The following is a 25,788-nucleotide window of genomic DNA, read 5'->3' as shown; positions in this document are numbered from 1 at the left end:
CAGATTTTTTCTTCTCTACAATAATCATTTAGGTAAGCGCTTATTAGGAATAGATTATTCATCGCTAAGGAATAGTATGGCTAATTCAAGATTTCATGATTTAAACCTTAGTAATGCCACGTTAATTATTACTGACATTATTATTTTGTTCAGTATTTTCTCATTTGGAACTAGTTACTTAGCAGAGATATATGCCGGAAACTCCCTAGTTTATGGCAATGCTTATTTTTTAATACACTTATTTTTCTTTACGTTACCCATACAGATAACACTACTTTCCGTAGGCTTATATAACGAAAAGCTTAGAGAAAACTTTCGCGGTATCATAGTGCGAATTGCGGTAGCGATTGTACTTGCCTACATTTTATCATTTTCATTGTCTTTCTTTGTACCGATTCCACCATTATTTGGGGCAAGTAAAGAGATCCTTTATGGCACCACCTTTATCGGGTTAGTCATTGCTCGCTACATCGCTATCAAGAGTAATTATGAGCATCTTGGGCGCCGGAAAGTTGTTGTGCTTGGCGCCGGCGATCGTGCACGTTTAATTGATAGCAGTATGCGAAGAAAATCTGACCGCGTACACTTCGAACTAACAGGCTTCATCAAAATTAATGGTGACAAGCAAGGCGCTCAATTATCAGCGCCAGAATTAGTGCTTGATGAACCAATCGAAAAATATGTGTTGGAAAACGGCATTGAAGAAATTATCATTGCCGCCGATGAACGAAGGGGAAATTTACCAACGGAGAGCCTGTTTAACTGCAAGGTCAATGGCGTTGTCATTACCGACATTATTGACTTTATAGAACGAGAAACGGGTCAAATCGCCGTTAATCATATTTATCCGTCTTCAGTTATTTATAATAACCAACCCAAACAGCATTGGTTCCTTTCATTTTTTCACTGGTTGTTCAATAGCTTAATTGCCATTCTTATTCTCTGCGTAACTTGGCCTCTAATTATTGCTGCCGCTATCGCAATTAAATTAGAAGATGGTATCTTGGCTCCCGTGCTCTACTCTCAAACCCGCGTAGGCCTATACGGTAAAGTCTTTTCAATCTATAAGTTTCGCAGCATGAAAACCGATGCCGAGAAAAATGGCGCTCAAATGGCTAGTAAAGAAGATAACCGCATTACTCGTACTGGAAACATACTCCGCAAATACCGGATTGATGAACTACCACAGTTGTTCAATGTGTTTATGGGGGACATGTGTTTCGTTGGCCCCCGCCCCGAGCGCCCGCAATTTTCGTCTCAATTTGAAAGCGATATCCCCTATTACTCACAACGCTTGAATGTAAAGCCAGGCTTAACCGGTTGGGCTCAATTAAAATACCCTTATGGTGATGGCATGGAAGATGCGATAGAGAAATTAAAATTTGACCTCTACTATATCAAGCACCGTAGTTTCCTTTTGGACATTCTTATTCTGATCAGAACATCAGAAATTGTCTTGTTCGGAAAAGGACGTTAACCATGGCCGGCAATAGCGCAAACATCACCAACAAGCCCTCTCAAATCACCAATGCGATGACCATCGACGTCGAGGATTACTATCACGTTGCAGCGTTATCGTCTGTTATAAAACGAGAGCAATGGGGCAAAACATACCCGATAAGGGTTGAACAGAGTACGCAGCGAATTTTGCAACTACTAGAGCAACACCAAACCAAGGCGACTTTTTTTATCCTTGGCTGGGTTGCACAAGCTTGCCCGTCGCTGGTCAGAGAGATTGCCGCCCAAGGCCATGAAGTTGCCAGTCACGGCTATGCGCACCAACAAGCAAATAAACAAACCAAAGATGTCTTCAGGGATGACGTAGCCAAAAGCAAAGCATTGATCGAGTCGCTAACAGGGAAGGAGGTCATTGGCTACCGAGCGCCTAGTTTTTCAATTGATACATCAAACCCGTGGGCATTTGAGGTTCTGCAGGAGCTTGGTTTTCTTTATACCAGCAGCACTTACCCGGTAAAACATGATCTTTATGGTGTGCCGAATTGGCCTCGGTTTATGCACTCTCGGCCAGAAGGTATCCTCGAAATCCCAATTCCCACTTTAACGAAGTTTGGTCGTAACATTCCGATTGGCGGTGGCGGTTATTTTCGCTTTTACCCTTACCAACTAAGCCGTTACCTCATCCAATCTTACATTAACGAAACGGGCCAACCTTACAGCTTTTATTTCCACCCTTGGGAGATCGACCCCAACCAGCCAAGGGTAAAAGGCATATCAAGAAAATCCCAGTTTAGGCACTACTTAAACCTACACAAGATGGAACAACGGTTAGTACAGCTATTGAAAGACTTCGAATGGAATTCAATGTGCAACGTTTATCAAATAAGCAGGCAGGAAGGCAATGGAACAGCTATTGATACGGAAGTTAACGCAGAACGAGCACTCTGTATGGGACAAGTACGTTGACGGCCATCCCGAAGGTAGCTTTTTTCACTTATCGGGCTGGTTAGAGGTTATCCACTCTGTTTTTGGTCACAAGCACCACTATCTACTTGCTGAAGAAAACCAGCAAGTTGTTGGTGTTTTGCCGCTTTTTGAACAAAAAAGCTTATTGTTCGGGCATGCGCTTATCTCCACCCCATTTTGTGTTTACGGCGGTGCTGTTGCTAACAACGATTCGGTTCGGGAGAAGCTGGAGTCGGCCGCATACGAACTGGGCTGCGATCTGAACGTCGATTATGTGGAATTAAGAGATAAGCAGCCGATTGAAAGTAAAGGGCCATGGCTATCAAATAGCCATCACACTTCGTTCCAGTGCCAGCTGCCCGACAATGCTGATGATATCTTAACGTCTATCAAGCGTAAGCAGCGTGCCGTTATTCGTCATTCGCAAAAAAACGACCTGACCTGGGATAACGCCAGCGATCCAGCAACCTGCTACGACATCTATGCAGAAAGTGTGCGTAACCTCGGTACACCGGTTTTTTCAAAAAAGCTGTTCACCCAACTGAAAGCCACCTTTGGTGATCGCTGTGAAACCTTGGTGATCAACGACAAGAACAACCAAGCTGTTTCTAGCGTGCTGAGCTTTTACTACAAGGATCAAGTGCTCCCCTACTACGGTGGCGGCAAGTTTGAAGCGAGAGATCTAAAAAGTAACGACTTTATGTACTTCCAACTGATGCAGATTGCCCACCAAAAAGGCATGAGCCATTTTGATTTCGGCCGAAGTAAAAATGACTCCGGCTCTTACAAGTACAAAAAGCACTGGGGAATGGATGAACACCCGCTCCACTATCGTGTCGCATTAGTGAAAAGCAAAGCGCTCCCTAACCTGTCACCGAACAACCCAAAGTACAAATACTTCATTAAGGTGTGGCAAAAACTACCGCTTAGCCTTAGCCAAAAAGTCGGCCCACTATTATCTAAGTATCTGGGGTAAATCATGAAAGAGCCATTACTGTATTTATGCCACCGGATACCTTTCCCTCCCAACAAAGGGGATAAAATTGCCAGCTACAATATTCTCAAGTTTTTAAGCCAGCACTATGATATTTACCTTGGCTGCTTTATTGATGATGCATACGATACGCGTTTTGAAAGCGATGTCAGGGCTTTCTGCGCCGATTGTAAGTTCATCACCATTTCGCGTAGCTTTAGCAAGTTAAAAAGCTTAACGGCTCTACTCGACGGTAAGCCAATTACCCTGCCATTCTACTCTCGCAAGGCAATGCAACGCTGGGTTGATGGGGTTATCGATACCCACCACATCAATAAAACATTCATCTTTTCTTCAAGCATGGCACAGTACGTCGAGCACTATAACGACCGGCTTCATACTGTCATGCATTTTGTCGATATCGACTCTGATAAATGGTTACAGTACGCAGAAAAAACCACCGGTCTAATGAAGGCGATTTACCAGCGAGAGCATCGCACACTGGCAAAATATGAAATTGCTATAGCAGACGCATTCGATATCAGTTGCTTTGTGACCCCGGCGGAAACAGAAACCTTCAGGGCGATGGTGCCAGCGTCAACCAGCATGAAAGTACAGCCCCTCGAAAACGGGCTTGATAGCCTCTTTTTCTCCCCTGATGCAGACCATCACTTGGCGGAAAGCTATGACCTTAAAAATGAAAACTACCTCGTTTTCACTGGTGCGATGGATTATTGGGCCAACGCAGATGCCGTTATATGGTTTGCCCAACATGTTTGGCCTTCAGTGATCAAACAAATACCGGATGCAAAATTTTATATTGTTGGCAGCTCGCCAACTTCGGAAGTTAAGGCACTTGCAGCGGCCCAAGGCATAACCGTCACCGGCCGTGTCCATGATGTACGTCCGTACCTCATACATGCAAAGGGTGCTGTCGCCCCTATGCAGATAGCGCGCGGGGTACAAAATAAAGTATTAGAAGCCATGGCAATGGGGAAACCCTTGCTGGTTTCCCCATTAGGTATCGAAGGTATTGATAACTACCCCACCAGCCACTTAACTGTTTCCGAGCATCCCGATGAATCAGTTCAATGGGCGCTCAAAACGCTGACCGAAGAGTTAACGAGTGCTAAAGAGTCAAGGGTTTGGATCGAAAACACATACAGTTGGAACGCTAAACTCTTCCCTCTCTTAAATTATCTAGGAGGTAGCAATGTTGACCAATAAGCCCTATTTGTTATTGCTCCCTTTTGCCGCTTGGCTGCTAATGTTCTATGGTACATTGGCTGATATGGTGAACGTCTGGGGCAATTCCAAAACCTACGAACATTGTTTTCTCATCATTCCAATTAGCCTATGGGTTGTTTGGCAACATAAAAAAGCATTCAAGGCCGCGCCAGCAGGAGTGGCATGGCTCCCCGTCATTCTAATGATAATTCCCGCCTCGCTATGGCTTGTAGGCAGGGCTGCTAATGCTGGACTATTCGAACACGCCGCCGCTGTTTTCAGCTTTCAATTATTGCTATGGGCCATGCTTGGCAATGCCAAGGCCAAAGTCGTCTGGTTCCCCATTGCTTATTTAGTTTTCTGTATTCCCTTTGGAGAGGAGCTGATCCCAAGGCTGCAGATTATCACCGCCGACCTTTCGATATTTTTCTTACAGCTCAGTAATATCCCAGTTTTTCGAGAAGGCTTGTACCTGACCATTCCCAATGGGCAATTCTTCGTTGCCGAAGCTTGCTCTGGTATCCGTTTTCTTATTTCCAGTCTTGCTCTGGGTACCCTTTTCGCCTACCTGCAATTTACGAAAGTATGGAAAAGGCTGGCCTTTGTAGGGTTCTCCTTTATTTTTCCCGTTATTGCCAACGGTATACGGGCTTACGGTATTATTGTCATCGGCTACCTTTCAGACATGAAGTATGCAACCGGCGCTGACCACCTTGTCTACGGTTGGTTTTTCTTCAGCTTAGTGATCTTGTGTATCTTCTTCACAGCCAGCTTCTTTGCAGATAAGCAGGTCAAGTCTGACTCGTATTCCTTGCCCCTAACGTCAAAAGGCAACCTAGAGTCAGCGCCCAAAGTCGCAGGCAGCGCTACTGTGATTTTCTTCTCATTTGCATTATGGGGACAAAGCTTTACCGCAACTTCACAAGCCGTAGAGCAAACGTCGCCACTGTTGACTGAAGCTCTGGTGACGGAGCAATCGAGTTGGGGAATCGACTTTCCCCAAGCATCTCTTTCAACCCTTGCCACCAATGCCAATGGGGATACGTATTTCTATACTGCCCGATACCCGCTGTGGAAAGAAAAAGGCGAATTAATTAGCAGTAGTAATACCATATTCAACAAAGACATCTGGTCAATCGAAAGCAAAGGCAAGCTGCCATTGTCAGATAAAACCAATGCGGCAATGCTTTCTTTGGTTAATGTTTCAGGCCAATCCATTAATGTCATTTACTGGTACTGCGTTAACCGGTATTGCTCGAGCGATCCGGTATCCATCAAGCTGGCCAAAGCCAGCCAACTCATACGAGGAGAAGAAGGGTTTGCTGATGTATATGCAATAGCAAGTAACGGCAAACAAAAGGCCATGCAATACGCTGAACAATGGCAGGCGCTGCTACAAAAGTAAATCAGAGACAAAAAGCCAATAGCTGCAATATCAAGACTAGGCTTATGGAAAGGATAGAAAAAGTAGCAACCTAAATTGCTACTTCTCAGGGAGGAGGCGCTATGTGTGGTATATCTGGGATTTTTAATTTACGTCAGCCCGAGAAAATTGATCAAGGATTGTTGGAAAAAATAAATCGGCAGCAGAGCCACCGAGGCCCAGATGATGAAGGCTACTACGTTGACGACTTCGTAGGTCTTGCTCACCGACGTTTATCGATTATCGACTTATCAGGTGGCCATCAGCCCATTTTCAACGAAGATAAAACCGTCGTAGTCGTTTTTAATGGAGAGATCTATAACTTTAAAGAGTTGGCCGATGAGTTAATTGCACTTGGGCACCAGTTCAATACCTTAAGTGATACTGAAGTCATTGTGCACGCCTGGGAGTCCTGGGGAGAAGATTGCATCACCCGCTTCCGAGGCATGTTCGCTTTTGCCCTTTGGGATCAAAACAAACGCAAACTATTTCTTGGCCGGGATCGCTTAGGAAAAAAACCGTTCTTTTATACAGTTACGCCAAAAGGGCAGTTTTTATTCGGCTCCGAATTGAAAGTGTTATTGGCCCACCCGCAGGTTTGCCGCGACTTGCGCCCTGAAATGGCTGAAGAGTTCTTCATGTATGGTTATGTTCCTGACCCATACAGTGCCTACAAGCATATTTATAAGCTGCAACCGGGCCACTGCCTGACGCTAAGCCCTGGAAGCGATTTAAACCCAATGAAGTATTGGGACTTATCTGCCCCAGCGACCGCAATGAGCTGGGAGCAAACCCAAGAAGAACTCATCGATAAGCTGACAGAAGCCGTTAAAGTAAGGATGGTTTCTGATGTGCCACTGGGCGCATTTCTATCAGGCGGTGTCGACTCAAGCGCCGTCGTTGCCCTGATGGCTCAGTTACAGCAGTCTCCCATCAATACATGTGCCATCGGATTCGAAGACAAATCCTTTGACGAAAGTGACTACGCCCAGCAGATTGCTGAACGTTACCAAACCAATCATACACGGCATGTTGTAACCCCTGACGACTTTCAATTGATCGGTTCTTTAACAGATATCTATGATGAACCCTATGCCGATAGTTCTGCCTTACCAACACTCAAAGTCTGCCAGCTGGCTCGGCAACATGTGAAAGTTGCACTGTCAGGCGACGGCGGCGACGAAATTTTTGGCGGATACCGTCGGCACCGAATGCACCTTGCCGAACAACGCCTTCGAGATGCCATTCCCTACCCTATCAGAAAGCCTCTTTTTGGTTCAATCGGCCACCTTTACCCTAAAGCTGACTGGGCGCCTAGGCCATTTCGCGCCAAAACCACTTTCCAGGCCCTAGCCATGGACACCGTCGAGGGCTACGCTAATGCTATCTCCAAACTTCGAGCCGGTGAGCGCCAATCTCTTTTTAGCCACAGTTACCAATCATCGCTTAATGGCTATACCGGCATAGAAATACTTAGGGAACACGCAAGCAAGCTAACCACGGACGATCCCCTCAAGCAGATCCAATACCTGGATATCAAAACCTGGCTCGCTGGCGATATCCTTACCAAAGTTGATCGTGCAAGCATGGCCAATTCATTAGAAGTTCGCTCGCCACTGCTCGACCATCAGTTCATGGAGTGGGCCTATGGTGTTGACAGTAAACATAATATCAAAGGAACGGAAGGAAAGTACGCGTTTAAAAAAGCCCTCGCCTCGCATGTCGACAGTAATATCCTATATCGACCTAAAATGGGCTTTTCCATTCCTATCTCTGACTGGTTTCGCAACAGCCTCCACTCTACCCTACGCGAACATGTCCTGTCGGAAAAGATGAAAGACAGTGGCATTTTCAAAGTTGAACAGTTACAGAAAATGCTTGATGAACACCAGAGAGGACTTCGCGACCATGGCTCGTCACTTTGGTGCCTATTGATGTTTTCTCAATTCATTGTGAGGCAGTAAATGAAGTTACTTACAATATCCACGCTTTATCCCAATGCCGCTGACCCTAAGCATGGGATTTTTGTTGAAACCCGGTTAAGGCAATTGAAGAAAAAATACCCTGACGTCAAAGTCACGGTCATTGCCCCTGTTCCCTGGTTTCCATTTAAGCATGAGCGTTTTGGCCAATATGCTAAGTTTGCGTCCGTACCCTATTTCGAGCACCGCCATGATATTGCCATTTATCATCCTCGCTATGTCGTGCTCCCCAAAATTGGGATGAATATTACGCCAATCACATTACAAGCTTGCCTCAACCGACAAATCAAGTTGCTGGTACGACACGGGTTTAAGTTTGATCTCATTGACGGCCACTATTACTTTCCTGATGGTGTGGCGATTGCAGCTGTCGCCAAGCAATGGAATAAGCCTTTCACTGTGACAGCCAGAGGCACCGATATTAATTTAATCCCACAATTTAAAAAGCCATTGAAAGACATTAAGCAGGTCTTCCAACAAAGCAACCATAACCTTGCCGTGTGTGAAGCCTTACGGCAGGAAATGATTTTACACGGTGCGGTGCCTTCAACGGTGACCACTTCACGTAATGGTGTTGACCTAACGCTTTTTCGCTTTACTGCAAAAAATGAGCAGCAACAGTTGCGCCAAAAGCTAAAACTGCCCCTTGATAAAAAATTGCTCATTAGCGTCGGCCTATTAACCGAACGAAAAGGGCAAAGTCTCACTATTGATGCGCTAAAAAACCACCCTGATGCGCACCTACTACTTGCAGGTACTGGTCCTGATAGAAAAGCGCTAGAAAGCCAAATTGCAGCTAACAATCTAGGCCAGCAGGTTACTTTCCTTGGTGGGCTGGAACAAGCTAGGCTGGCTGACTATTTTGGGGCCTGTGACGCCTCAATATTGGCGTCCAACCGAGAAGGTTGGGCCAACGTATTGCTCGAATCTATGGCATGTGGCACCCCGGTCATTGCGACCAATATCTGGGGAACACCCGAAATAGTCAAAAGCCCAGAAGCCGGCCTTTTGATTGACCGTAGCAGTGATGCTATATCCAATGGCATCTCCCAACTATTCAATGCACTTCCAAATCGTGACGCAACAAGGCGTTATGCAGAACAATACTCTTGGGATGAAACTTCCACTCAGTTATATAACCTATTCATTGGTATTTTAAGCCGCACCAACCCTATATACAGGCAAGCTGCGGTAGATAAGGAGATCGTATTGTGAGAATCCTCTATCACCACCGAGTCGCCTCAAGGGATGGGCAATTCGTTCACATTGATGCCATCATTAGCGCACTGGAAGCACTAGGGCACGAAGTTATTATCGTCTCCCCAAGTGTCAGCCAGACGACTAACTTTGGTGATGATGGTGGATGGGTATCTAAGCTTCGCAAAACGTTGCCCGGTTTTGTATCAGAGCTTCTTGAGTTCGGCTACAGTTTCTACGACTTCATTAAACTCATTCAGGCAATTCGTAAATATAGGCCGGACGCCATTTATGAACGCTATAATATTTTCTTGCCGTCAGGCATATGGGCCAAGCAACTATTCAACTTACCGCTGATATTGGAAGTAAACTCGCCACTCTATAAAGAACGTTACGACTATACCGGTATCCATTTTCCTATGCTGGCTAAATGGTCTGAATATTACACTTGGCGAAACGCCGACCACCTTCTTCCCGTTAGCCACGTAATGGCAAACTACCTCTATGAAGCTGGTGTAAGCGAAGACCAGATCACTGTGATTCCAAATGGTATCGACCCTGCATTATTCAATACAGAAAATGGCCAGCAACGGGAGCCACGTTTTGAAGGAAAAACAGTCGTTGGCTTTGTTGGCTTCTGCCGAGAGTGGCACCAGCTAGACAAAGTCATGGAAATGATAGCGCAAAGTAATAATCCTAACACCCTACTACTCATTGTTGGCGATGGGCCCGTACTCAATGACCTAAAAGAGCAAGCGAAGAAGCTCAATTTGAGTAACCAAGTACACCTCACAGGCCTAGTCGACCGCAAGGACATGCCCCATTGGCTTGCACAAATAGACATAGCGCTCCAACCCGCTGTAACACCATGGTGCTCTCCCCTCAAACTTATTGAATACCTAGCAACGGGCAAAGCTATCGTTGCCCCTGATGCAGATAATATTAAAGAGTTACTTCGCGATAGCGAGAACGCGTTGCTATTCAAACAAGACAACTTAGATTCAATGCTACCGCAGATTCGCCGGTTAATTGATGACGAAGCCTTAGCCGATAAGATGAAGCGGAACGCGAAGCAGACAATCAAGGAGAAACAGCTGACTTGGCGTCAAAATGGGGAAAAGATCATTTATTTATTCAACACACTCTTATCAAACGAGCTGGCCATTCAGGGAGAGCGCATAAAAACGTCAGAAAAGTAATAACGACTAACATAACGTTGGTATAACACTAAAGCTTATGGTTTCACCGTAAGCTTTAGTGTCAGAATTTAACGGTCTAAAAAGCTCAACAACTCAGTGGTTTTTTCTTCCATCAGTGACTGACAGCCACGCGACTCTACATTGAGTCTTACTAATGGCTCGGTATTAGAAGGACGTAAATTAAACCGCCATTTTTCAAATTCAATCGATATTCCGTCACTTTCATCAATCGAGACCGCATCTCGGCTATAGTGTGCTTTTACTTTGCTTAACACCTTATGTGGTTCAGCAATATGGGAATTAATTTCCCCCGAAGATGGGTAGGCAAGGATCCTTTTCTCTACAGCTTCAGATAACGACATCGACTTAACACAAAGTAACTCAGCCACTAATAGCCAAGGGATCATACCACTATCGCAATAAGCAAAATCTCTAAAATAGTGGTGTGCACTCATTTCTCCGCCATATACGGCATCATGCTCACGCATCATCTGCTTAATATACGTATGCCCAGCCTTAGCCAAAATGGGCTGCCCACCACTCGAGGCTAGGATATCTGTGGTATTCCAATATAGCCTTGGATCGTGAATCACCTTTGCGCCTTGCTGACGTAATGCAAAGGCCTCCGCCAACAAGCCAACGATATAGTAACCCTCAATAAACTGGCCTTTTTCGTCAAAAAAGAAACAGCGATCAAAATCGCCATCCCAAGCTAAGCCAAAATCGGCCTGATGCTCAATAACAGCTTGCGTGGTTGCTGCCCTGTTCTCTGGTAGCATGGGGTTGGGCACACCATTAGGAAAGTGGCCGTCGGCCTCGTGATGGATTTTTATAAACGTTATAGGCACCCCGAGCGAGGCAAGTTGAGACTCAATAGCATCGATAGCGTGACCAGCGGCTCCATTACCGGCATTAGTAACAATTGTCAGAGGCTTAATATTGTCTGGATTGATGAAGGATACTAAATAGCTTACGTATTCAGACAAGCACCCTTTAGTTAATTTCTCACCCTGCGGTAAACAATTATCAAAATGACCTTGTACCGCAACCTTGTGGATGTCTGACAACCCGTTATTTTCCCCAATGGGACGTGCATCACGCCCAACTAACTTCATCCCATTATAATCTGCAGGGTTATGACTGGCGGTTATTTCAATCCCCCCATCGAGTTGCCAGTGTTGGACGGCAAAGTAAACTTCCTCTGTACCCGACATTCCCAAGTCAATAACATCAACCCCATGGTCAACCAAGCCACGACAAACCGCTGCTTTCATTGCTTTTGATGAAAGCCGAATATCAGCACCAACAACAACCTGCTTGGGTTTTACTACCTCCGCATAAGCACGAGCAATCGCATAGGCTTTTTGCTCGTTAAGCTCTTCGCCGACACGGCCGCGAATATCATAGGCTTTAAAGCAGCTCCAAGACTCCGTACAAAGAGTATCAATTTGGTTATTCATACCCCTCTCCCTGTGAATCGATCCTGACAATATCGTCCTCACCTAAGTAGCGGCCAGTTCTAACCTCTATCAACTCCAACATGGATTTTCCCGGATTTTCAAAAGAGTGCTCCGCACCTATTGGGATATAGGTCGACTCGTTTTCACTTACTAGGTAGGTTTTATCTCCGTTTCGTACTCGCGCGGTTCCGACCACTACGATCCAATGCTCAGCACGATTATAATGCACTTGAACCGCGGTTTTTTCGCCCGGCTTAACCTTCACTTTCTTAACATGGTAGCGGTCACCTTCAGTGATAGCGTCATGAGAACCCCAGGGACGAAAAACCTCTCGGTGCTGCAAATGTTCTTGGCGCCCGTCTAGCTCTAACCGAGATACCACCTTTTTAATATCTTGAACTGAGTCTTTATGCGCAACGAGGACAGCATCTTTGGTCTCAATAACGATCAGGTTTTCGATCCCAACCGTTGTCACCAGCCTGTTTTGCGAATAGACATAACAATGATGGCTGCCTTCAGTCATCACATCACCACGAATAGCATTACTGTTATGGTCTTTTTCCGTCACTTCCCATAATGAATCCCACGAGCCAACATCACTCCATCCAGCATCCATCGCAACAACAGCTGCTCGGTCAGTTTTCTCCATCACAGCGTAATCAATTGACTCCGATGGACTTGAAAGAAATGCCTCATTATCAATGCGAATAAAATCAAGATCAGAGTGCTTGCCGTCATAAGCAAGCTGGCAGGTAGCTAAAATTGCAGGATGATATTTATCAAGCTCGCTTAAAAAACTTGATGCTCTAAACAAGAACATACCGCTATTCCATAAATAGCCAGCATTCACATACTCTTGCGCCACTATTTGATTGGGCTTCTCCACAAATGCTTCTACGTGAAATGCACTTGATTGCTCATTCGTTAATTGCCCACACCGAATGTAACCGTAACCAGTTTCTGCTCGATCAGGCACAATTCCAAAAGTAACTAGCATACCTTCAGCAGCTGAAGAAATCGCACGACGAACAGCATCTTGAAAACAAGCAGAGTGCTGAATAACATGATCAGCAGCCAAAACGAGGAGTAAAGGATCTTCACCATTACGCATAGCATGTATGGCAGCTAGTGCTATCGCTGGCGCAGTGTTTCGTCCTTCAGGTTCAAGGATGATCCCTTGGTGATTTGTTGAGTGCTGCCTAAATTGCTCAGCAATAATAAAGCGGTGTTTTTCATTTGAGATAACGATCGGATCGGCACAATTTAACCCATCACATCGAGCGATAGTGTCTTGTAAAAGAGAGCTGCTGCCTGCTAGTGGTAAAAATTGTTTTGGAAAGTGAGTTCGTGATAAAGGCCAAAGCCTTGAGCCTGATCCCCCGGCCATAATGATCGGAATGATGTCCTTATCCATAAACACTCCTTGAACACGTTCATTAAATAAAATTAAACCGCCTCATCACTTAAATTTCGCTTCTTGAGCGCATCACGATGAGAACACTCTAAGGCGAGAACAATGGCAATAAAAATCCAGAAAAACTCAGCATAAGGTAAAGACAATGCAGCCCCACCAAGACAAAAAACAAGCAAAGAAATCTGTAGCATGCTTGCAAGTGAGTACTGCCAGTATAAATCCTCTATATCCTTCGCCTTTTTCATTACATTCCGTAAGGAGAAAATACTAGACACAAGGATCATTAAGAAAAAGAACAAACCAACAAAGCCATGATCACCAAGTACTTGAAAATAAATACTGTGTGCCGCCCAACCTTTATCTGAAGGTGGTGGGGTTGGAATAAACGATAGCTTGTCAAAATCACCCTCAACCGACTGCCATACCTCGCGAGCTTGTAACGCACGAAAACCCGCCCCTAGAACAGGTCGTTCCATCGCCATTAACGTATACATTTTCCAAGCTACAACACGGGTCATAAAAGAACTGTCTTGATCTGCATTTTCAATAGTATTCATTCGCTCTTGCCAAGAATTAGAGACAAGTGCTAAAGCGATAGTGGCAATGATTGCAATATAAAAGGCAAACTGAAGCTTTTTCTTGCTCCCAGCCCACAGTAGAAAAAAGAGAAATGATAAACCAATAAAGCCACCTCGAGACTGAGTACCAAGAACAGTCAATACAAGCAATAAAAACACACCTAAAAGAGTAACTTTAATGAGTTTTGAAAAATCTTGTTTTAGGAAATATAAAACAAGAGGAATAACCATGCAGATTGCAAGTGCGAAATGGTTGTTGTCTGATAAAATATGCGAATCAGGTCCTTTTATATGATGTTCGCCAATGCTCATGATGTATTTAAGCCCTTCAACCACACCGATGAAGCCAGTTGATAAAAGTATACACGCTAATAAAAAGTTAAAATGAAGGCGGCTTCTTACGATTAATAAAATCATAACAAGCATCAAAATACCTTTAAAAAACTTAATCCACTCCGCGTTAACTATCTCAGTGAAACCTATCGTCAAAAAAGTGGTGGCTGATACATGTATAGAAAAAAACACTAAGAAAACTAGTAAAGATGTAAGATAAATACGTTGCTTGTTTTTTGATATGACGTATAACATCAAGGTTATAAGTGAAAAGGTTGAGTTGTAACTGATTGACGAAGCAAAACCGTAAAGCCAATACTTAGGAACAATTAGGCCAGACCAAGTCCATAAACCTAAAGCAATGAAGTTTTTTCTGAATGCAAAAACAAGCAATACGAGAAAAACTGCAAAGAAGGCGATATCTCTCATACCAGTTTCTCATGAGACTTATCATCACAATCAATTTTTGATTGATGGTGTTGATTGATTTCCCCACGGCTATCTTCTTTAGCAGCACTGTAACAAAGCTTAATCAGCACAATTAGACATATCAAAAAAAGTAGAGATTCCATAAGTTAGCACTTCTTCCATGAGCCATATAATTATTATAGTAAAAAAATCACTAATGATATGAAGAACTAACCCCACAAACAGAACGAACCATTTATCCAAAAATCCCAAAACAATAGAATAAATAATCTTAAATTAAAGCAGATCCAAAGGAATAAACCACAAATATAGAATAAACAACCAAAGATAAAATTTACACTATACTACAATAAACATTGAACTATCGTTATTAGAAAAGTTAAAATGGATTTTTAATGAGTTTTTTTAGTAGGATACTGAAATCTAGCTTTTGGATAACATTATCTAAACTACTTAATCGTGGCTTAGCTTTCTTTTGCACCTTGATTTTAGCCAGGATACTTACACCAGATGATTTTGGTATAATTGCATTAGCAACAATAGTGACTGCTTTCTTTGAAACACTGGGTCAACTAGGCACTAAAGAGTACTTATTACAAGAAGAAGCCCCATCTAAAGAGGATATTGATACATCTTGGACATTACAACTAATAACAAAAATAATCATTTCTATTATAATATTTTCATCTTCAGGAATACTTGCGGATTTTTTTAATACACAAGATCTTGAAAATCTGATTAAAGTTCTATCCATAACTCCAACTCTGCAAGGGATAACTAATATAGCTTTTATACTTGAAATTAAAAAATCAAATTTTAAGATAATAACAAAAATAGAGTCAATCGCAAAAATATCATCCGTAATAATCACTCTAACCCTTGCAATGATTTTTAAAAACTATTGGGCTTTTGTAGCAAGCATCATATCTTACCATTTTATTATACTTATATTAAGTTATACTTGCTTTAGATATAAACCAACTTTTAACCTATTAAAAGCAAATAATCAAATTAGCTTCTCAAAATGGACGCTATTAAAAGGTATAACCAATTACATTAATAATAAAAGTGACATTATTATTTTAACAAATTTCACATCTACAAGCTTCATCGGTAATTATAATATTTGTCAAACATTACTACTTACAGCCAAAGAGATCGCTATAACACCATTTTCAGACGCTCTTAACCCTGAGATGGCAAAGCTTATAAATACGAGCAATCATATCGATAAGATCAGTAAATCTTTATTTTCACTAACAATTATAACAGTTCCGTTAACCAGTTTAATCTATATAAATGCAGAAAATATAATCGAAATAACACTTGGTGATTTAGACAAATGGAAAAATGCTGTTGAAATTCTTTATATACTTACACCTATCATAATCACAACAATAATAATTGAAGAAATCACAGATTACCTGACATTAATGTGTAAAGTTAAATTTCTTTTTATTTTTGAAGCTTTTACAGCCTCTACATATTTCTTTACATTATATTACATCTTAACAACCACTGATATTATTTACTTTTTACATGCCAAGATATTTTTATCATTTCTCTTTTTTAGCGTCATACTTATAGCACTGAGAAGATTCTCGAAAATTAGTTTAAAAAGATTAATTTTAAGTTTAACATCGGTAATTATTATTGGCCTTGTTTCAATAGGTTCTACTATATTTATACTTCACAGCTTTGTAAACACTTCATTTAGCTTAATTGAGCTAGGACTAAGCGTATCAATATATAGCATTATATATATAATAAATTTGTCACTCTCATCATTGATTTTAAGGAACTATTCCAATGATTGGCATTTTTTAAATAGTGTATTTATTAATGTAATAAGAGAAGCTTTCAATAGACTAGAAAGAGCACCTGAACATGATAAGAATTATAAATAAGTACTTTTACATATCGGGGGTAATTATGAATATTTTACTTTTAACGTATTTAACGATAGGGGTTTCACTTGATAATTCACTATGGATAACAAATTACACCGATAAAATAAACTCATCAAAACTTAATCTAAACCACAATAAAGAAACATCAGCCCCCCTAGCCTTACTGAATGTAAAAAGTCTTAACTTGCCAACATTAAGTATGGATAATAAAAATGGAGATAACATATCAAATATAGTTTTCGTAAGTAATGAAAATCAATTTATAAAAGAAATAAGTAACATAGAGAAAAGCAAGAAAATAATTTTGAAAAATGGTGTATATACTTTTAACAGCACTAAGCTAAGAACAAATAAAATTAAAAACACACACTCCAAAGTAATAATTACAGCACAGAATGATGGATACGTTGACTTTAAGCTTAATACCATTGAAGGAATACTTATAGATACACCGAACTGGCAGATTAATGGAATTAATTTTAAAGGAATTTGTCCAGATGATAAGAAATGTGAACATGGATTACACATTGTTGGTGATGCAAAAAACATTGTAATTAGCAACAATACCTTTATCGACTTTAACGCCGCAATTAAAGTTAACAAAAAGGATAATCTTTATCCTGATGATGGAATAATAGAATACAATAGATTTCATTTCACTAAACCAAGAAACACAGCTACACCTGTAACCCCCATTAATATTGATCATGCTAATAGATGGCTGGTAAGGAAAAATATCATTTCAGATTTCTCAAAAGCTAATGGAAATAAAGTGAGTTATGCGGCCTTTATGAAGGGAGGGATCTCAGATGGTATCTTTGAACAAAACTTAGTCATATGTAGCAGTGACGGCAAAAATCTTGGTACACGTGTTGGCCTATCGCTCGGTGGTGGCGGTATGAGTAAGACAGCAAGAAGAAATCAAGCAGAATACGAAACTAGAAATTCAGTTATTAGAAATAATATTATCATGAATTGTAATGATGTAGGAGTTTATATTCAAAAGTCGCTAAGTGCTGAAGTTTATAATAATACTATATATAATACTAAAGGAATAGATGTTCGTTATTCTAATTCAACAGCGCTAATTATAAACAATATTCTAAATGGTAAAATAAGATCTAGAGATAAAGCTAAAGTATATAAAGAAAATAACTTAACTATTAGTAAATCATATAGCTTAAAAAAACCAACATTCAACAGTATTTATAAATCACCAAAAGATGGAGATTTTTCTATAATTAGTTCAGATCATATTAATCACTATATTTCTGGATACGTAAAAGTCAGTGATGGTAATACAGACGATTTTTGTAACAATAAGGTCAATGACACCCCATACATTGGCGCAGTTCTTATGAGCACTAATTGCTTCAATTAATTTGACTTTATAGAAAATAATACCATCATTGTAATAGCAACAGTAAATCATGGATGATTATATGAAAATTCTCTTTTTAACCAACCACAAACACCTGCCTGAGTTGTATGGCGGTATGGAGCTTAACACCCATGAGTTATGCCACTTACTCATAAAAAGAGGTCACAAAGTTGCTGTCGCATGCCGACTGGAAGGTGGGTTCACGAAAGTTGGACTCACCAATAAAGTTTACAATATCTTTGGCTATAAATTTTCTAAGGACTACTTTAACCAATATCTGTGTTATCGTTCTTTTGACATGGTTGATAATGTCAAAGTCATTATCAAAGACTTTGAACCTGATATTGTTGTTTTACAAGGCGGGCATAAGCACCTTGAGATACTAAAACAAATAAAATCTTGCCCCGTTGTCGTGTATATACACTCAATTGAAAGTATCAATTATAAAACTGATAAAAACATTTCTTATATTGCAAATTCTAATTTCACTAAAGAGACAGTAAATATAAATTTTGATATTGTAATACCACCAATAATAATACCTAAAAAATATAAGGTATCTAGTAGCAATGAAGATATTATATTTGTTAACCCATCAAAACACAAAGGTTTGGAAGTAGTTAACGGTCTAGCAAAACTTAACCCAAACTTATCATTCAAATACATCGTTAATAGTAAAAAAAATGATAATTCCAGCTACAACAATATAAATAATGTAGAGGTAATAGGGCCTGTTAACAATATGAAAAGCGTATATAGAAGCGCTAGATTATTAATTGCACCAAGTGTTTGGGATGAAACATGGGGAAGAGTTGCTTCAGAAGCACACTGTAGTGGAATTCCTGTATTAGCAAGTAAAACAGGAGGTTTAACAGAATCGGTTGGATATGGCGGTATTTGTGTTCCTAAGAACGCTTCAATTAATGATTGGAATAAGGCTCTACATAAAATAGTTAATCATGAAAATTATGAAAAATTCAAAAAAAGCTCATACGAATACTCACAAAGAAAAGAGATAGATGTAAAAGTTTTAATTGATAAGTTCGAATCACACTTACTTACGAGGTACCATGAAAAATAATGACTTAGGTACAAAGATTATCAAGTCAACAGCATGGAATGTGATCATTAAATGGTCAGAGCATATCATAGCCTTGTTATCAATTATTATTCTTTCTCGAATATTAACACCGTACGATTTTGGTATTGTTTCCATTGCTACTCTTGTTACTATTTTTTTTGAAATATTCAGTCGTCTGGGGACAGAGGAATATTTAATAAAGAAAAAAGATCTTGAGATAAAAGATATAAATTCTGCTTGGACTCTTCAAATATTATTTAAAATAGTAGTCTCACTTTCAATATTCTATTCATCATATATTGCTCCTGATTTTTTTAATGAACCTAAAATTGATTTGGTTCTAAAGGTCTTAGCAATAGTACCACTTTTATCAGGCCTGACAAACATAGACTTAATAATTCAGAAAAGAAATCTTGAGTTTGAATATATTGCTAAATCACTTAGTTATTCAAAATTGTTGTCATTTGTAGTAACAATACTAGTCGCTGCGATTTTCCAGTCATATTGGGCATTTATTATTGGAACTATTACTTATCATGCCTTCCTTTTAATTTTTAGCTATACATTCTTTGAATACAGGCCAAAACTCAATATTGAGTCACTCTATAAACAATGGAGTTTTACTAAATGGACACTTTTAAAAGGAGTTGTTAACTATATCAATGGAAAAATTGATCAAATTCTAATAACGAAATTTTTAAATACATCAACGCTTGGTAGTTACACACTAAGCATGAGGCTAATAGAAACACCATCGTCAGCTTTAATCTCTCCATTAACAAGCGCTGCATTTCCTGGGGTAGCTAGTGTAAAGTCAAATAAAGATCTATTTTTAGACAAAATAAATAAAGTTCTCTTTATAATTATCATTTTTACTTTACCATTAGTCACAGTATTAACACTTTATTCAAAAGAAATTGTACAAATTTTACTTGGAAGCGGTGAAAAGTGGAGTTTAGTGGTAGATATTATTAGTTTACTCTTCCCACTATTAGTACTAAGTACACTATCTGGTAATATTGTAGGATTTATAACAATACTGGGGAAAGTTAAAAATCTCTTTTTAATTGAGCTAATAATATCTCTCGTTAGTACTATCTTACTTTACTATGCTATTGTCTATCAGGATTTTATAACTTTTATTTATACTCGTTATATTGTAGAGGTCATATATCTAAGTGCAAACATCTATTTCCTTTCAATGTTAACAGGGTTGAAGCTACTTAGATTTTTGTTTATTTTATTCGTTTTTTCAACAGTTAACCTTATTGTTTTCAGTTTTATTAATTCTTTAAACATTACATTTGAATTTGATTTAATAACAATGTTTGTTAATGTCACATTGTACTTTTCATGTTATCTCTTTATAGTTTCACTTATCGCTTTTATTTTTAGAAATAAAACCAGTGAATTACACTTCTTATTTACACAAATAAAGCTTGCACTAAAAAAAATACAAGCCTTTATGCTTACAAAGTCATATTCAATCACTTGATTATTCCAAATCCATTCCTATCACAAATAAACTTAAGGCTAGCTTCCTTTTACAAAGGAAACTCTAACAAAACTTTCTACATTCAAAATAATACGCAAGTATTTTTTAACAAAGTTAAGAAATGTTTTGTCTACTGGTCTGTAATCCTGCCATGGTGTTCTAGATAAGTAACTAAAATATTTCTTCTGATAAGGGTGATTACTTGTATAAAACCAAGGTTTAGCACCTACCCCGTTAAAATGAACAATCTTAGCCTGCTCTCTTATTCTTTTTATCTCATTTTTTCCTAATTTTTCATAGGTATTCTTTCTGAAAAATGGGCCTATCACATTATACGTATAATCCAATTTCAGCCTCTTATTAAACAAAACACCATTTAGAGCGTCTTGATCGGGGTATTCAATTGATTTACTATTATCTAATATATAGTTGACGATTTGTGAACGATATTTCTCATCTCTCCACCGTTTTAGATTAAACAGCAATACACCAGAGTTAAAATAATTAAACTCAGGTGGTAAAGGGCAATGTTCTTCACACTCAGCAAATGGAATATCAACAGCAGCTATTACATACTCTTCCAATTCTTGATTGAATAAATCGCTTATAGAATCAACGACAATAGCATCAACATCAATATATAAAACAGTCTCTACTTCCAAATCAAAAAAATCGTCTACCCACAATCTTAAATATATATCTTTTGTATACATTGAGGTTTCAGGCAAAGATTTAATCTTATCATGGTTAAAATCAATAACATTTATTTTAACGTTATCATTTAAACTACCGCATTCAATTATTTTATTTTTAGTTAAATTACTAAGACCAAGCCCTGCAATAACAATATTGAATTGGCTATCTGGGTTATTTTCCACCAATGAAGTAATACACACCCCACAATGCTGTGCATAACTTTCGTTAGTAGTCATCAAAATGTTGAACATATAAATCCCTCACCAGGTAATATAATTTATTATAAGCATTTTGGTAAAAAAGCCATTCCATTTAAGTTGTTATTAAACCAACCTATATAATCTAATACTGATTTCTTGAAATCATCTAACTCTTTTTGGTTGTTTACATACGGTGTCATTCCAATCTTAGTACTTGGAGAGTGAAATGATAATATAAACTCTCTTTGTCCTAACCTTAATTGTGCTTCTGTCACTTCAATCATTTCTGATACTGAAAAGCCTTCAGGTGATAATCTATATTTTTTTATTCTTAATATTTTAGATATAAGAGCTGTTATTTTACTTTTTTCAAATATCTTTAAGCTAGAGGGGTTTTTATTGAAATGATCTTCTATCATTTTACTAAATGATATAATTGAACAAGTATGAGGGATATATGTAATTGTGTTTTCTGAATAAACTTCATTAGAGTAATCAGTAAAGTTTGGACCTCCATTCTCCGTAAAGTTTGTATAGGAACTAATACTTAAATCAACTTTATAGCCTAATGATTTTAGTATTTCTTCACTATTTCTTCCAAAACCATACCTTCCAGCAAGGTAGGTTATAGGTCTTGTACCTGTTTCCTTTTCAATTTCATCTGTTAAGTTTTTTAGCTTATTAAATTCAGATTCTTTTGTTAGATTACCAGGAAACGAAAAGTAATTTTCTACTTCATCATTATCGTCATCATATGGCGGTGTTACCCAAGGGTGCAGGTGTGAAGCAAACTCTATATCTTTTCCTTCTAGCCTTCTAAAGTGATTGATAACTTCCTTTCCATCGGAGCTTTTAATAAAAGGGTAATCCATTGCTAGTGTTACCTTAGCTCCATTATTAATAATATCATCAACGAAATCAATCAATTCTCTCCCATGAGAAACATCAGTATTTGAACGAAAAAAACCTCGATCCCAATTAAACTCTTCCTCCGCATGAATAATAATACTCAACTTAGGTTTTGTCATTTCAGAGCCTCTTTATAAATCGTGGATAAATTTCCAACTGAGTTAGATATTTTCTCATAACAATCTTTAACTACACTGATATCTCCCCCATAAGGATCAATAATTTCAGTTAAGCTTGGATACTGATTATTAAGTAAGTCGGCAGCGCAAAAAGCATTATTTATATCATAATTCTTTTCTAGAATACCTTTGTTTTTGTCATCAAAATAGATAATTATATCATCATGAGATATATCTAATTGCATTAGAGACTTAGATGAGTGCTTACTTAAATCGCAATTTAATAGTAACGCTGCATTTCTTGCTATTTCTGGACTAGACCGAGACTCCTTATTGTGAAAGCCAAATGAGTCTATATCTAGAGTTGAAGAATCACTAAGTGGAAAATTTAATGCAATTTTTTCAGCAAAAGGACTACGCATTATATTACCATAACATAAAAATATAATTCTTCTGTTAGGGTTTGATGAAAATAAGTGATTAAGTTTCTTTTTAGTTCTCCACCTTCTATAAACAGAGTTTACTCGGTTTTTCTTTGTAAATCGCCCTAAAGCAATATTTAATATTTCTTTAACTTCGGAAGCAAAAGGCCTCAAGTCATTGATTCTTAATGTATCTATATTTTCTGTAGGTGCGATGACTTTAGCTATATTAAGTAATCTATAAATCAATATTTTGCTAGATACTTTTTTTCCTAGTGATTGACAGTTTATGTCGAACTCACGTTTGATTTCATAGAGATCTGAGGTTAAAGAACGAGATCTAACGCCAATTCTATAATTATAGTTTATCGATTGTGGCTCTTTATCAAAACATAAAAAGTCAGCGTATACCTTAGGAAAATCTACTCCTGAAGAAATAGCTAGGGGCAATCCACCCCAAAACCTTGCATTGACTTCGATTAGAATCCATTCACCAGTCTCAACATTTCGCCGGAATTCGAACATCGCTACACCGGTTAATTTTGTTTCCTTACATATCGCTTGCGTTGCTTTAAGTAGTTCCGGGTCAAGTGGAGTACTTTCGCGATACGAGCTGCCTCCCCCTGAACTTGGTTCTGCCAAGCGCTTGTAAGAAAATGCTGACTTAACAGTGCCTGAAGAACAGAATACAGATAGTCCTTCGCCCGTTCCTCTAAAATATTCTTCAACTAAGAAATTAGTACTACTCGCATTCGCTTTTATAAAATCTATATAATCTTGATTAGACTTAACCGAAACCACTTTATTTCTTTTGTTTAGAGTTGATATTTCAAAAGATTGTAGCGGCTTAAGAACAAATTTATCACCAAATCGTGCGCTCAACTGCTCATAGTTAGTATTTGTTAAGTCCACAAGTTCACCACGTGCAACCGAAACACCTAACTTCAACGCAACCTGCTTAGTTTTCCATTTATCAAATAAGATATGTAATGCATCTTGATTACATATAGCTAATTTAGTCTTGGGTGGTATAGATCGTCTCTCTACCCATAAGGGATAAATTGCTCGTTCATCACACGGAATAATAAGGTCATACCTAAATCGGTCAATAATCGCTAAAACATTAGTTATCCATTCTTTTTGGGTATAAGCTTCATAGTTGTAATAAAAACATTGTGATATATATTTACTTTTTAATGCAATGCTTGTTCTATCATAGCAAACTACATGAACATCATAACCAGCATTACCAAGTGATCGTATCACTGATAGAAAACTACGGCTATCCTCTCCTATAACGAGCACTTTTAGCGACTCTCTTCCTTGACGGTTTCTCATCACAACTCACTTGTAAGTCTGAAAAATTCAGTTTCTGCATACTGCTAATATGCTTTATCTATATCCCTTGCTGATAGCTTAGTACAAATACCCTTAAATCAGTTTAGCCAAAAAAATGTGCATCATTATACAAGCCACAGCTGATACTAACGCCTTATGAAGGCTATTTTTACCTATTTATGAGATAAACTGTTGTTTAAACTCACGTAACTTTCCTTCAAACTCAAGCCGTTTGCTTGGCACTTCATACTGGCTGACAGACAAAGTGCCTTTCCTATTTGAGAAAGAAGCTTTATACCTTGCTTCACCTGCCATGAAATCATAGGTCTCCAATCCTTCTTCGAGAGCTTTATTTATCAATAAATAATGTGAAACCAATCCAGGTTTAAAATGTGAACTTTTATAGCAGTAATTAATCCCACATAAATAAAAATATATTTTCCCCTTATAATTAAAATTATAAATTATTGAAATTGTTTCATTCCCTACTTTAATGTGATTAAGCTCGACAACTTTATTTTCCACGCCTCTTTCTATTATTTTCTCATGAAAAGCAACAAACTTTTCATTTGTAAAACCACTCTTTATTCCGGCATTCTTCCAACGGGCTAAGTGTAAAGGTTTAGCCTGTAATAGCATTTCTTTTGCCGCATCGATACTACATGCTTTATTAATACTGATCGCCCCTATTTTTTCATAACTCCTAATGCTTCGAAGAATTTGAGAGCGAGTGTTCCTAGAAAGCGATTCAAGTACGGATATTTTTTTGTCCCTCAACTCATCCAAATCAAGTGCATAGTTAGCCGTTTCCCATATTTTACGGCTTTTCAGTCCAAACTCATTAATACAAGAAAATCTATCTTCGTCACTAGCACCGATAACGATTGCATCTAGTCTATCTAGTTCATTAACTAAACGCTTTGCCATCGCTACCCGGATACTTTCTTCATTTTCGGCATCGACTAAAAAATCATTATACTCAATCCAAACCTGATCAAGATCTTGTCGCCCAGTTCTGTGCAAGTAATATTTGGTTTTTATCGCTGAAAGAGGATACTTTGTTGGCTGTTTAACTAACACGCCGAGGCCAACAATTTTATTGTTTAGCCTTGCTTCAATAACATAAAATTCGTTAACAAAGTTATCAATCCATGTGCCTATCCATAGCCATGACAAGAAAAAATTTCCTGTTGATCGTTGCTCTAAATCACACCATGCTTCCTCTAGCCATGCCTGGTTTGGATTTTTGAAGATTTCACATTGTATAGTGTTACGCTTTCTATTAGACACAATTCTTCCTTTAATCATCTATTTCAAGCAAAACAGTCATTTTTCAATATCACTCTATAAATGATAGACTCTAAATTGAGCAACATTCATGTATTGTCATATCATTCTATATCCATGTAACTAATAGTATTTCTTCATTAATTTATCTAATAAAAATCCACCTTTCCTTGAAAAACACTTTTATCGCCAATCATTTTCCACCTAACCCACTGTTATATATAGACTTGATACATTTTGATTTACCTCAGCCTGTGCTACATAGCTTAAGAAATTTGTGTAGTTATCCCGTCCACTCTCTTCTATAGCAG

19 protein-coding genes are annotated in these 25,788 nt (G+C 38.8%); 12 read left to right on the top strand and 7 right to left on the bottom strand.

From position 1 onward, the window contains the following. Positions 1-76: 76 nt before the first annotated feature. The 8 genes from C9I98_RS04480 to C9I98_RS04445 all read left to right on the top strand — a co-directional run bounded on the left by C9I98_RS04480 (position 77) and on the right by C9I98_RS04445 (position 10,425). Positions 77-1,477, top strand: a complete 1,401-nt coding sequence (locus C9I98_RS04480) for a TIGR03013 family XrtA/PEP-CTERM system glycosyltransferase (protein ID WP_107271630.1) — start codon at positions 77-79, stop codon at positions 1,475-1,477. Between the two features lie 2 nt (positions 1,478-1,479). Next, complete coding sequence (locus tag C9I98_RS04475; protein WP_081879065.1) at positions 1,480-2,424, top strand: XrtA system polysaccharide deacetylase; 945 nt, start codon at positions 1,480-1,482, stop codon at positions 2,422-2,424. Then, positions 2,360-3,400, top strand: coding sequence for a FemAB family XrtA/PEP-CTERM system-associated protein (locus C9I98_RS04470; protein WP_036828215.1), 1,041 nt, complete (start codon positions 2,360-2,362; stop codon positions 3,398-3,400). The genes C9I98_RS04475 and C9I98_RS04470 overlap by 65 nt, the downstream gene beginning before the upstream one ends. A gap of 3 nt (positions 3,401-3,403) precedes the next feature. Continuing rightward, positions 3,404-4,624: a TIGR03087 family PEP-CTERM/XrtA system glycosyltransferase gene (locus C9I98_RS04465; RefSeq protein WP_107271629.1), complete on the top strand. Its 1,221-nt coding sequence runs from the start codon at positions 3,404-3,406 to the stop codon at positions 4,622-4,624. Then, positions 4,611-6,029 carry an exosortase A gene (gene xrtA / locus C9I98_RS04460; RefSeq protein ID WP_107271628.1) on the top strand — a complete coding sequence of 473 codons (1,419 nt, stop codon included), beginning with the start codon at positions 4,611-4,613 and terminating at the stop codon, positions 6,027-6,029. Before C9I98_RS04465 ends, xrtA begins: the two co-directional genes overlap by 14 nt. Before the next feature lie 101 nt (positions 6,030-6,130). Beyond that, entirely contained in the window at positions 6,131-8,011 is a 1,881-nt protein-coding gene (locus C9I98_RS04455; RefSeq protein ID WP_036821123.1) for an XrtA/PEP-CTERM system amidotransferase, read from the top strand. Then, the gene (locus tag C9I98_RS04450; protein WP_036821120.1) at positions 8,012-9,244 is read left to right on the top strand and encodes a glycosyltransferase; all 1,233 of its coding nucleotides are present in this window, start codon (positions 8,012-8,014) and stop codon (positions 9,242-9,244) included. Beyond that, on the top strand, positions 9,241-10,425 hold the full coding sequence (locus tag C9I98_RS04445; RefSeq protein ID WP_036821116.1) for a glycosyltransferase family 4 protein: 1,185 nt from the start codon (positions 9,241-9,243) through the stop codon (positions 10,423-10,425). The genes C9I98_RS04450 and C9I98_RS04445 overlap by 4 nt, the downstream gene beginning before the upstream one ends. Positions 10,426-10,493: 68 nt before the next feature. Here C9I98_RS04445 and C9I98_RS04440 read toward each other — a convergent pair whose 3' ends face one another. Genes C9I98_RS04440 through C9I98_RS04430 form a run of 3 tightly spaced genes read right to left on the bottom strand, consistent with a single transcriptional unit; the run spans position 10,494 to position 14,639 of the window. Next, a complete protein-coding gene (locus C9I98_RS04440) occupies positions 10,494-11,885 on the bottom strand; it encodes a phosphohexomutase domain-containing protein (protein ID WP_051902124.1) in 1,392 nt (463 codons plus the stop codon). Continuing rightward, positions 11,878-13,299, bottom strand: a complete 1,422-nt coding sequence (locus C9I98_RS04435) for a mannose-1-phosphate guanylyltransferase/mannose-6-phosphate isomerase (RefSeq protein WP_107271627.1) — start codon at positions 13,297-13,299, stop codon at positions 11,878-11,880. The genes C9I98_RS04440 and C9I98_RS04435 overlap by 8 nt, the downstream gene beginning before the upstream one ends. A 32-nt stretch (positions 13,300-13,331) precedes the next feature. Next, the gene (locus tag C9I98_RS04430; protein ID WP_051902448.1) at positions 13,332-14,639 is read right to left on the bottom strand and encodes a putative O-glycosylation ligase, exosortase A system-associated; all 1,308 of its coding nucleotides are present in this window, start codon (positions 14,637-14,639) and stop codon (positions 13,332-13,334) included. A gap of 395 nt (positions 14,640-15,034) precedes the next feature. On the opposite strand from C9I98_RS04430, the gene C9I98_RS04425 reads away from it, so the two are divergent. The 4 genes from C9I98_RS04425 (at position 15,035) to C9I98_RS04410 (ending at position 20,506) form a co-directional block, all read left to right on the top strand. Then, positions 15,035-16,546 carry an oligosaccharide flippase family protein gene (locus C9I98_RS04425; RefSeq protein WP_107271626.1) on the top strand — a complete coding sequence of 504 codons (1,512 nt, stop codon included), beginning with the start codon at positions 15,035-15,037 and terminating at the stop codon, positions 16,544-16,546. A 25-nt stretch (positions 16,547-16,571) separates the two neighbouring features. Next, positions 16,572-17,930 carry a NosD domain-containing protein gene (locus C9I98_RS04420; protein WP_146153855.1) on the top strand — a complete coding sequence of 453 codons (1,359 nt, stop codon included), beginning with the start codon at positions 16,572-16,574 and terminating at the stop codon, positions 17,928-17,930. Positions 17,931-17,991: 61 nt separating this feature from the next. Beyond that, entirely contained in the window at positions 17,992-19,011 is a 1,020-nt protein-coding gene (locus C9I98_RS04415) for a glycosyltransferase (protein WP_158262657.1), read from the top strand. Continuing rightward, positions 19,001-20,506 carry an oligosaccharide flippase family protein gene (locus C9I98_RS04410; protein WP_107271623.1) on the top strand — a complete coding sequence of 502 codons (1,506 nt, stop codon included), beginning with the start codon at positions 19,001-19,003 and terminating at the stop codon, positions 20,504-20,506. The genes C9I98_RS04415 and C9I98_RS04410 overlap by 11 nt, the downstream gene beginning before the upstream one ends. Before the next feature lie 38 nt (positions 20,507-20,544). On the opposite strand, the gene C9I98_RS04405 is transcribed toward C9I98_RS04410, so the two are convergent. The 4 genes from C9I98_RS04405 to C9I98_RS04390 all read right to left on the bottom strand — a co-directional run bounded on the left by C9I98_RS04405 (position 20,545) and on the right by C9I98_RS04390 (position 25,480). Then, positions 20,545-21,453 carry a glycosyltransferase family 8 protein gene (locus tag C9I98_RS04405; protein WP_107271622.1) on the bottom strand — a complete coding sequence of 303 codons (909 nt, stop codon included), beginning with the start codon at positions 21,451-21,453 and terminating at the stop codon, positions 20,545-20,547. A 29-nt stretch (positions 21,454-21,482) separates the two neighbouring features. Further along, positions 21,483-22,430, bottom strand: coding sequence for a polysaccharide deacetylase family protein (locus C9I98_RS04400; RefSeq protein WP_107271621.1), 948 nt, complete (start codon positions 22,428-22,430; stop codon positions 21,483-21,485). Then, the gene (locus C9I98_RS04395; RefSeq protein ID WP_107271620.1) at positions 22,427-24,190 is read right to left on the bottom strand and encodes an arsenate reductase/protein-tyrosine-phosphatase family protein; all 1,764 of its coding nucleotides are present in this window, start codon (positions 24,188-24,190) and stop codon (positions 22,427-22,429) included. Before C9I98_RS04395 ends, C9I98_RS04400 begins: the two co-directional genes overlap by 4 nt. Before the next feature lie 177 nt (positions 24,191-24,367). Continuing rightward, positions 24,368-25,480, bottom strand: a complete 1,113-nt coding sequence (locus C9I98_RS04390) for a GNAT family N-acetyltransferase (RefSeq protein WP_158262656.1) — start codon at positions 25,478-25,480, stop codon at positions 24,368-24,370. Positions 25,481-25,788: the final 308 nt, after the last annotated feature.

Source organism: Photobacterium sanctipauli, assembly GCF_003026495.1.
Taxonomy (GTDB): domain Bacteria; phylum Pseudomonadota; class Gammaproteobacteria; order Enterobacterales; family Vibrionaceae; genus Photobacterium; species Photobacterium sanctipauli.
This window is presented reverse-complemented; position numbering and strand designations above follow the sequence as displayed.

Coding starts and splice junctions, on each gene's coding strand:
- C9I98_RS04475 (WP_081879065.1), top strand. CDS start 1,480: ATGGCCGGCAATAGCGCAAACATCACCAACAAGCCCTCTCAAATCACC.
- C9I98_RS04425 (WP_107271626.1), top strand. CDS start 15,035: ATGAGTTTTTTTAGTAGGATACTGAAATCTAGCTTTTGGATAACATTA.
- C9I98_RS04440 (WP_051902124.1), bottom strand. CDS start 11,885: ATGAATAACCAAATTGATACTCTTTGTACGGAGTCTTGGAGCTGCTTT.
- xrtA (WP_107271628.1), top strand. CDS start 4,611: ATGTTGACCAATAAGCCCTATTTGTTATTGCTCCCTTTTGCCGCTTGG.
- C9I98_RS04400 (WP_107271621.1), bottom strand. CDS start 22,430: ATGACAAAACCTAAGTTGAGTATTATTATTCATGCGGAGGAAGAGTTT.
- C9I98_RS04450 (WP_036821120.1), top strand. CDS start 8,012: ATGAAGTTACTTACAATATCCACGCTTTATCCCAATGCCGCTGACCCT.
- C9I98_RS04435 (WP_107271627.1), bottom strand. CDS start 13,299: ATGGATAAGGACATCATTCCGATCATTATGGCCGGGGGATCAGGCTCA.
- C9I98_RS04405 (WP_107271622.1), bottom strand. CDS start 21,453: ATGTTCAACATTTTGATGACTACTAACGAAAGTTATGCACAGCATTGT.
- C9I98_RS04455 (WP_036821123.1), top strand. CDS start 6,131: ATGTGTGGTATATCTGGGATTTTTAATTTACGTCAGCCCGAGAAAATT.
- C9I98_RS04480 (WP_107271630.1), top strand. CDS start 77: ATGGCTAATTCAAGATTTCATGATTTAAACCTTAGTAATGCCACGTTA.
- C9I98_RS04415 (WP_158262657.1), top strand. CDS start 17,992: ATGAAAATTCTCTTTTTAACCAACCACAAACACCTGCCTGAGTTGTAT.
- C9I98_RS04465 (WP_107271629.1), top strand. CDS start 3,404: ATGAAAGAGCCATTACTGTATTTATGCCACCGGATACCTTTCCCTCCC.
- C9I98_RS04395 (WP_107271620.1), bottom strand. CDS start 24,190: ATGAGAAACCGTCAAGGAAGAGAGTCGCTAAAAGTGCTCGTTATAGGA.
- C9I98_RS04430 (WP_051902448.1), bottom strand. CDS start 14,639: ATGAGAGATATCGCCTTCTTTGCAGTTTTTCTCGTATTGCTTGTTTTT.
- C9I98_RS04470 (WP_036828215.1), top strand. CDS start 2,360: ATGGAACAGCTATTGATACGGAAGTTAACGCAGAACGAGCACTCTGTA.
- C9I98_RS04410 (WP_107271623.1), top strand. CDS start 19,001: ATGAAAAATAATGACTTAGGTACAAAGATTATCAAGTCAACAGCATGG.
- C9I98_RS04420 (WP_146153855.1), top strand. CDS start 16,572: ATGAATATTTTACTTTTAACGTATTTAACGATAGGGGTTTCACTTGAT.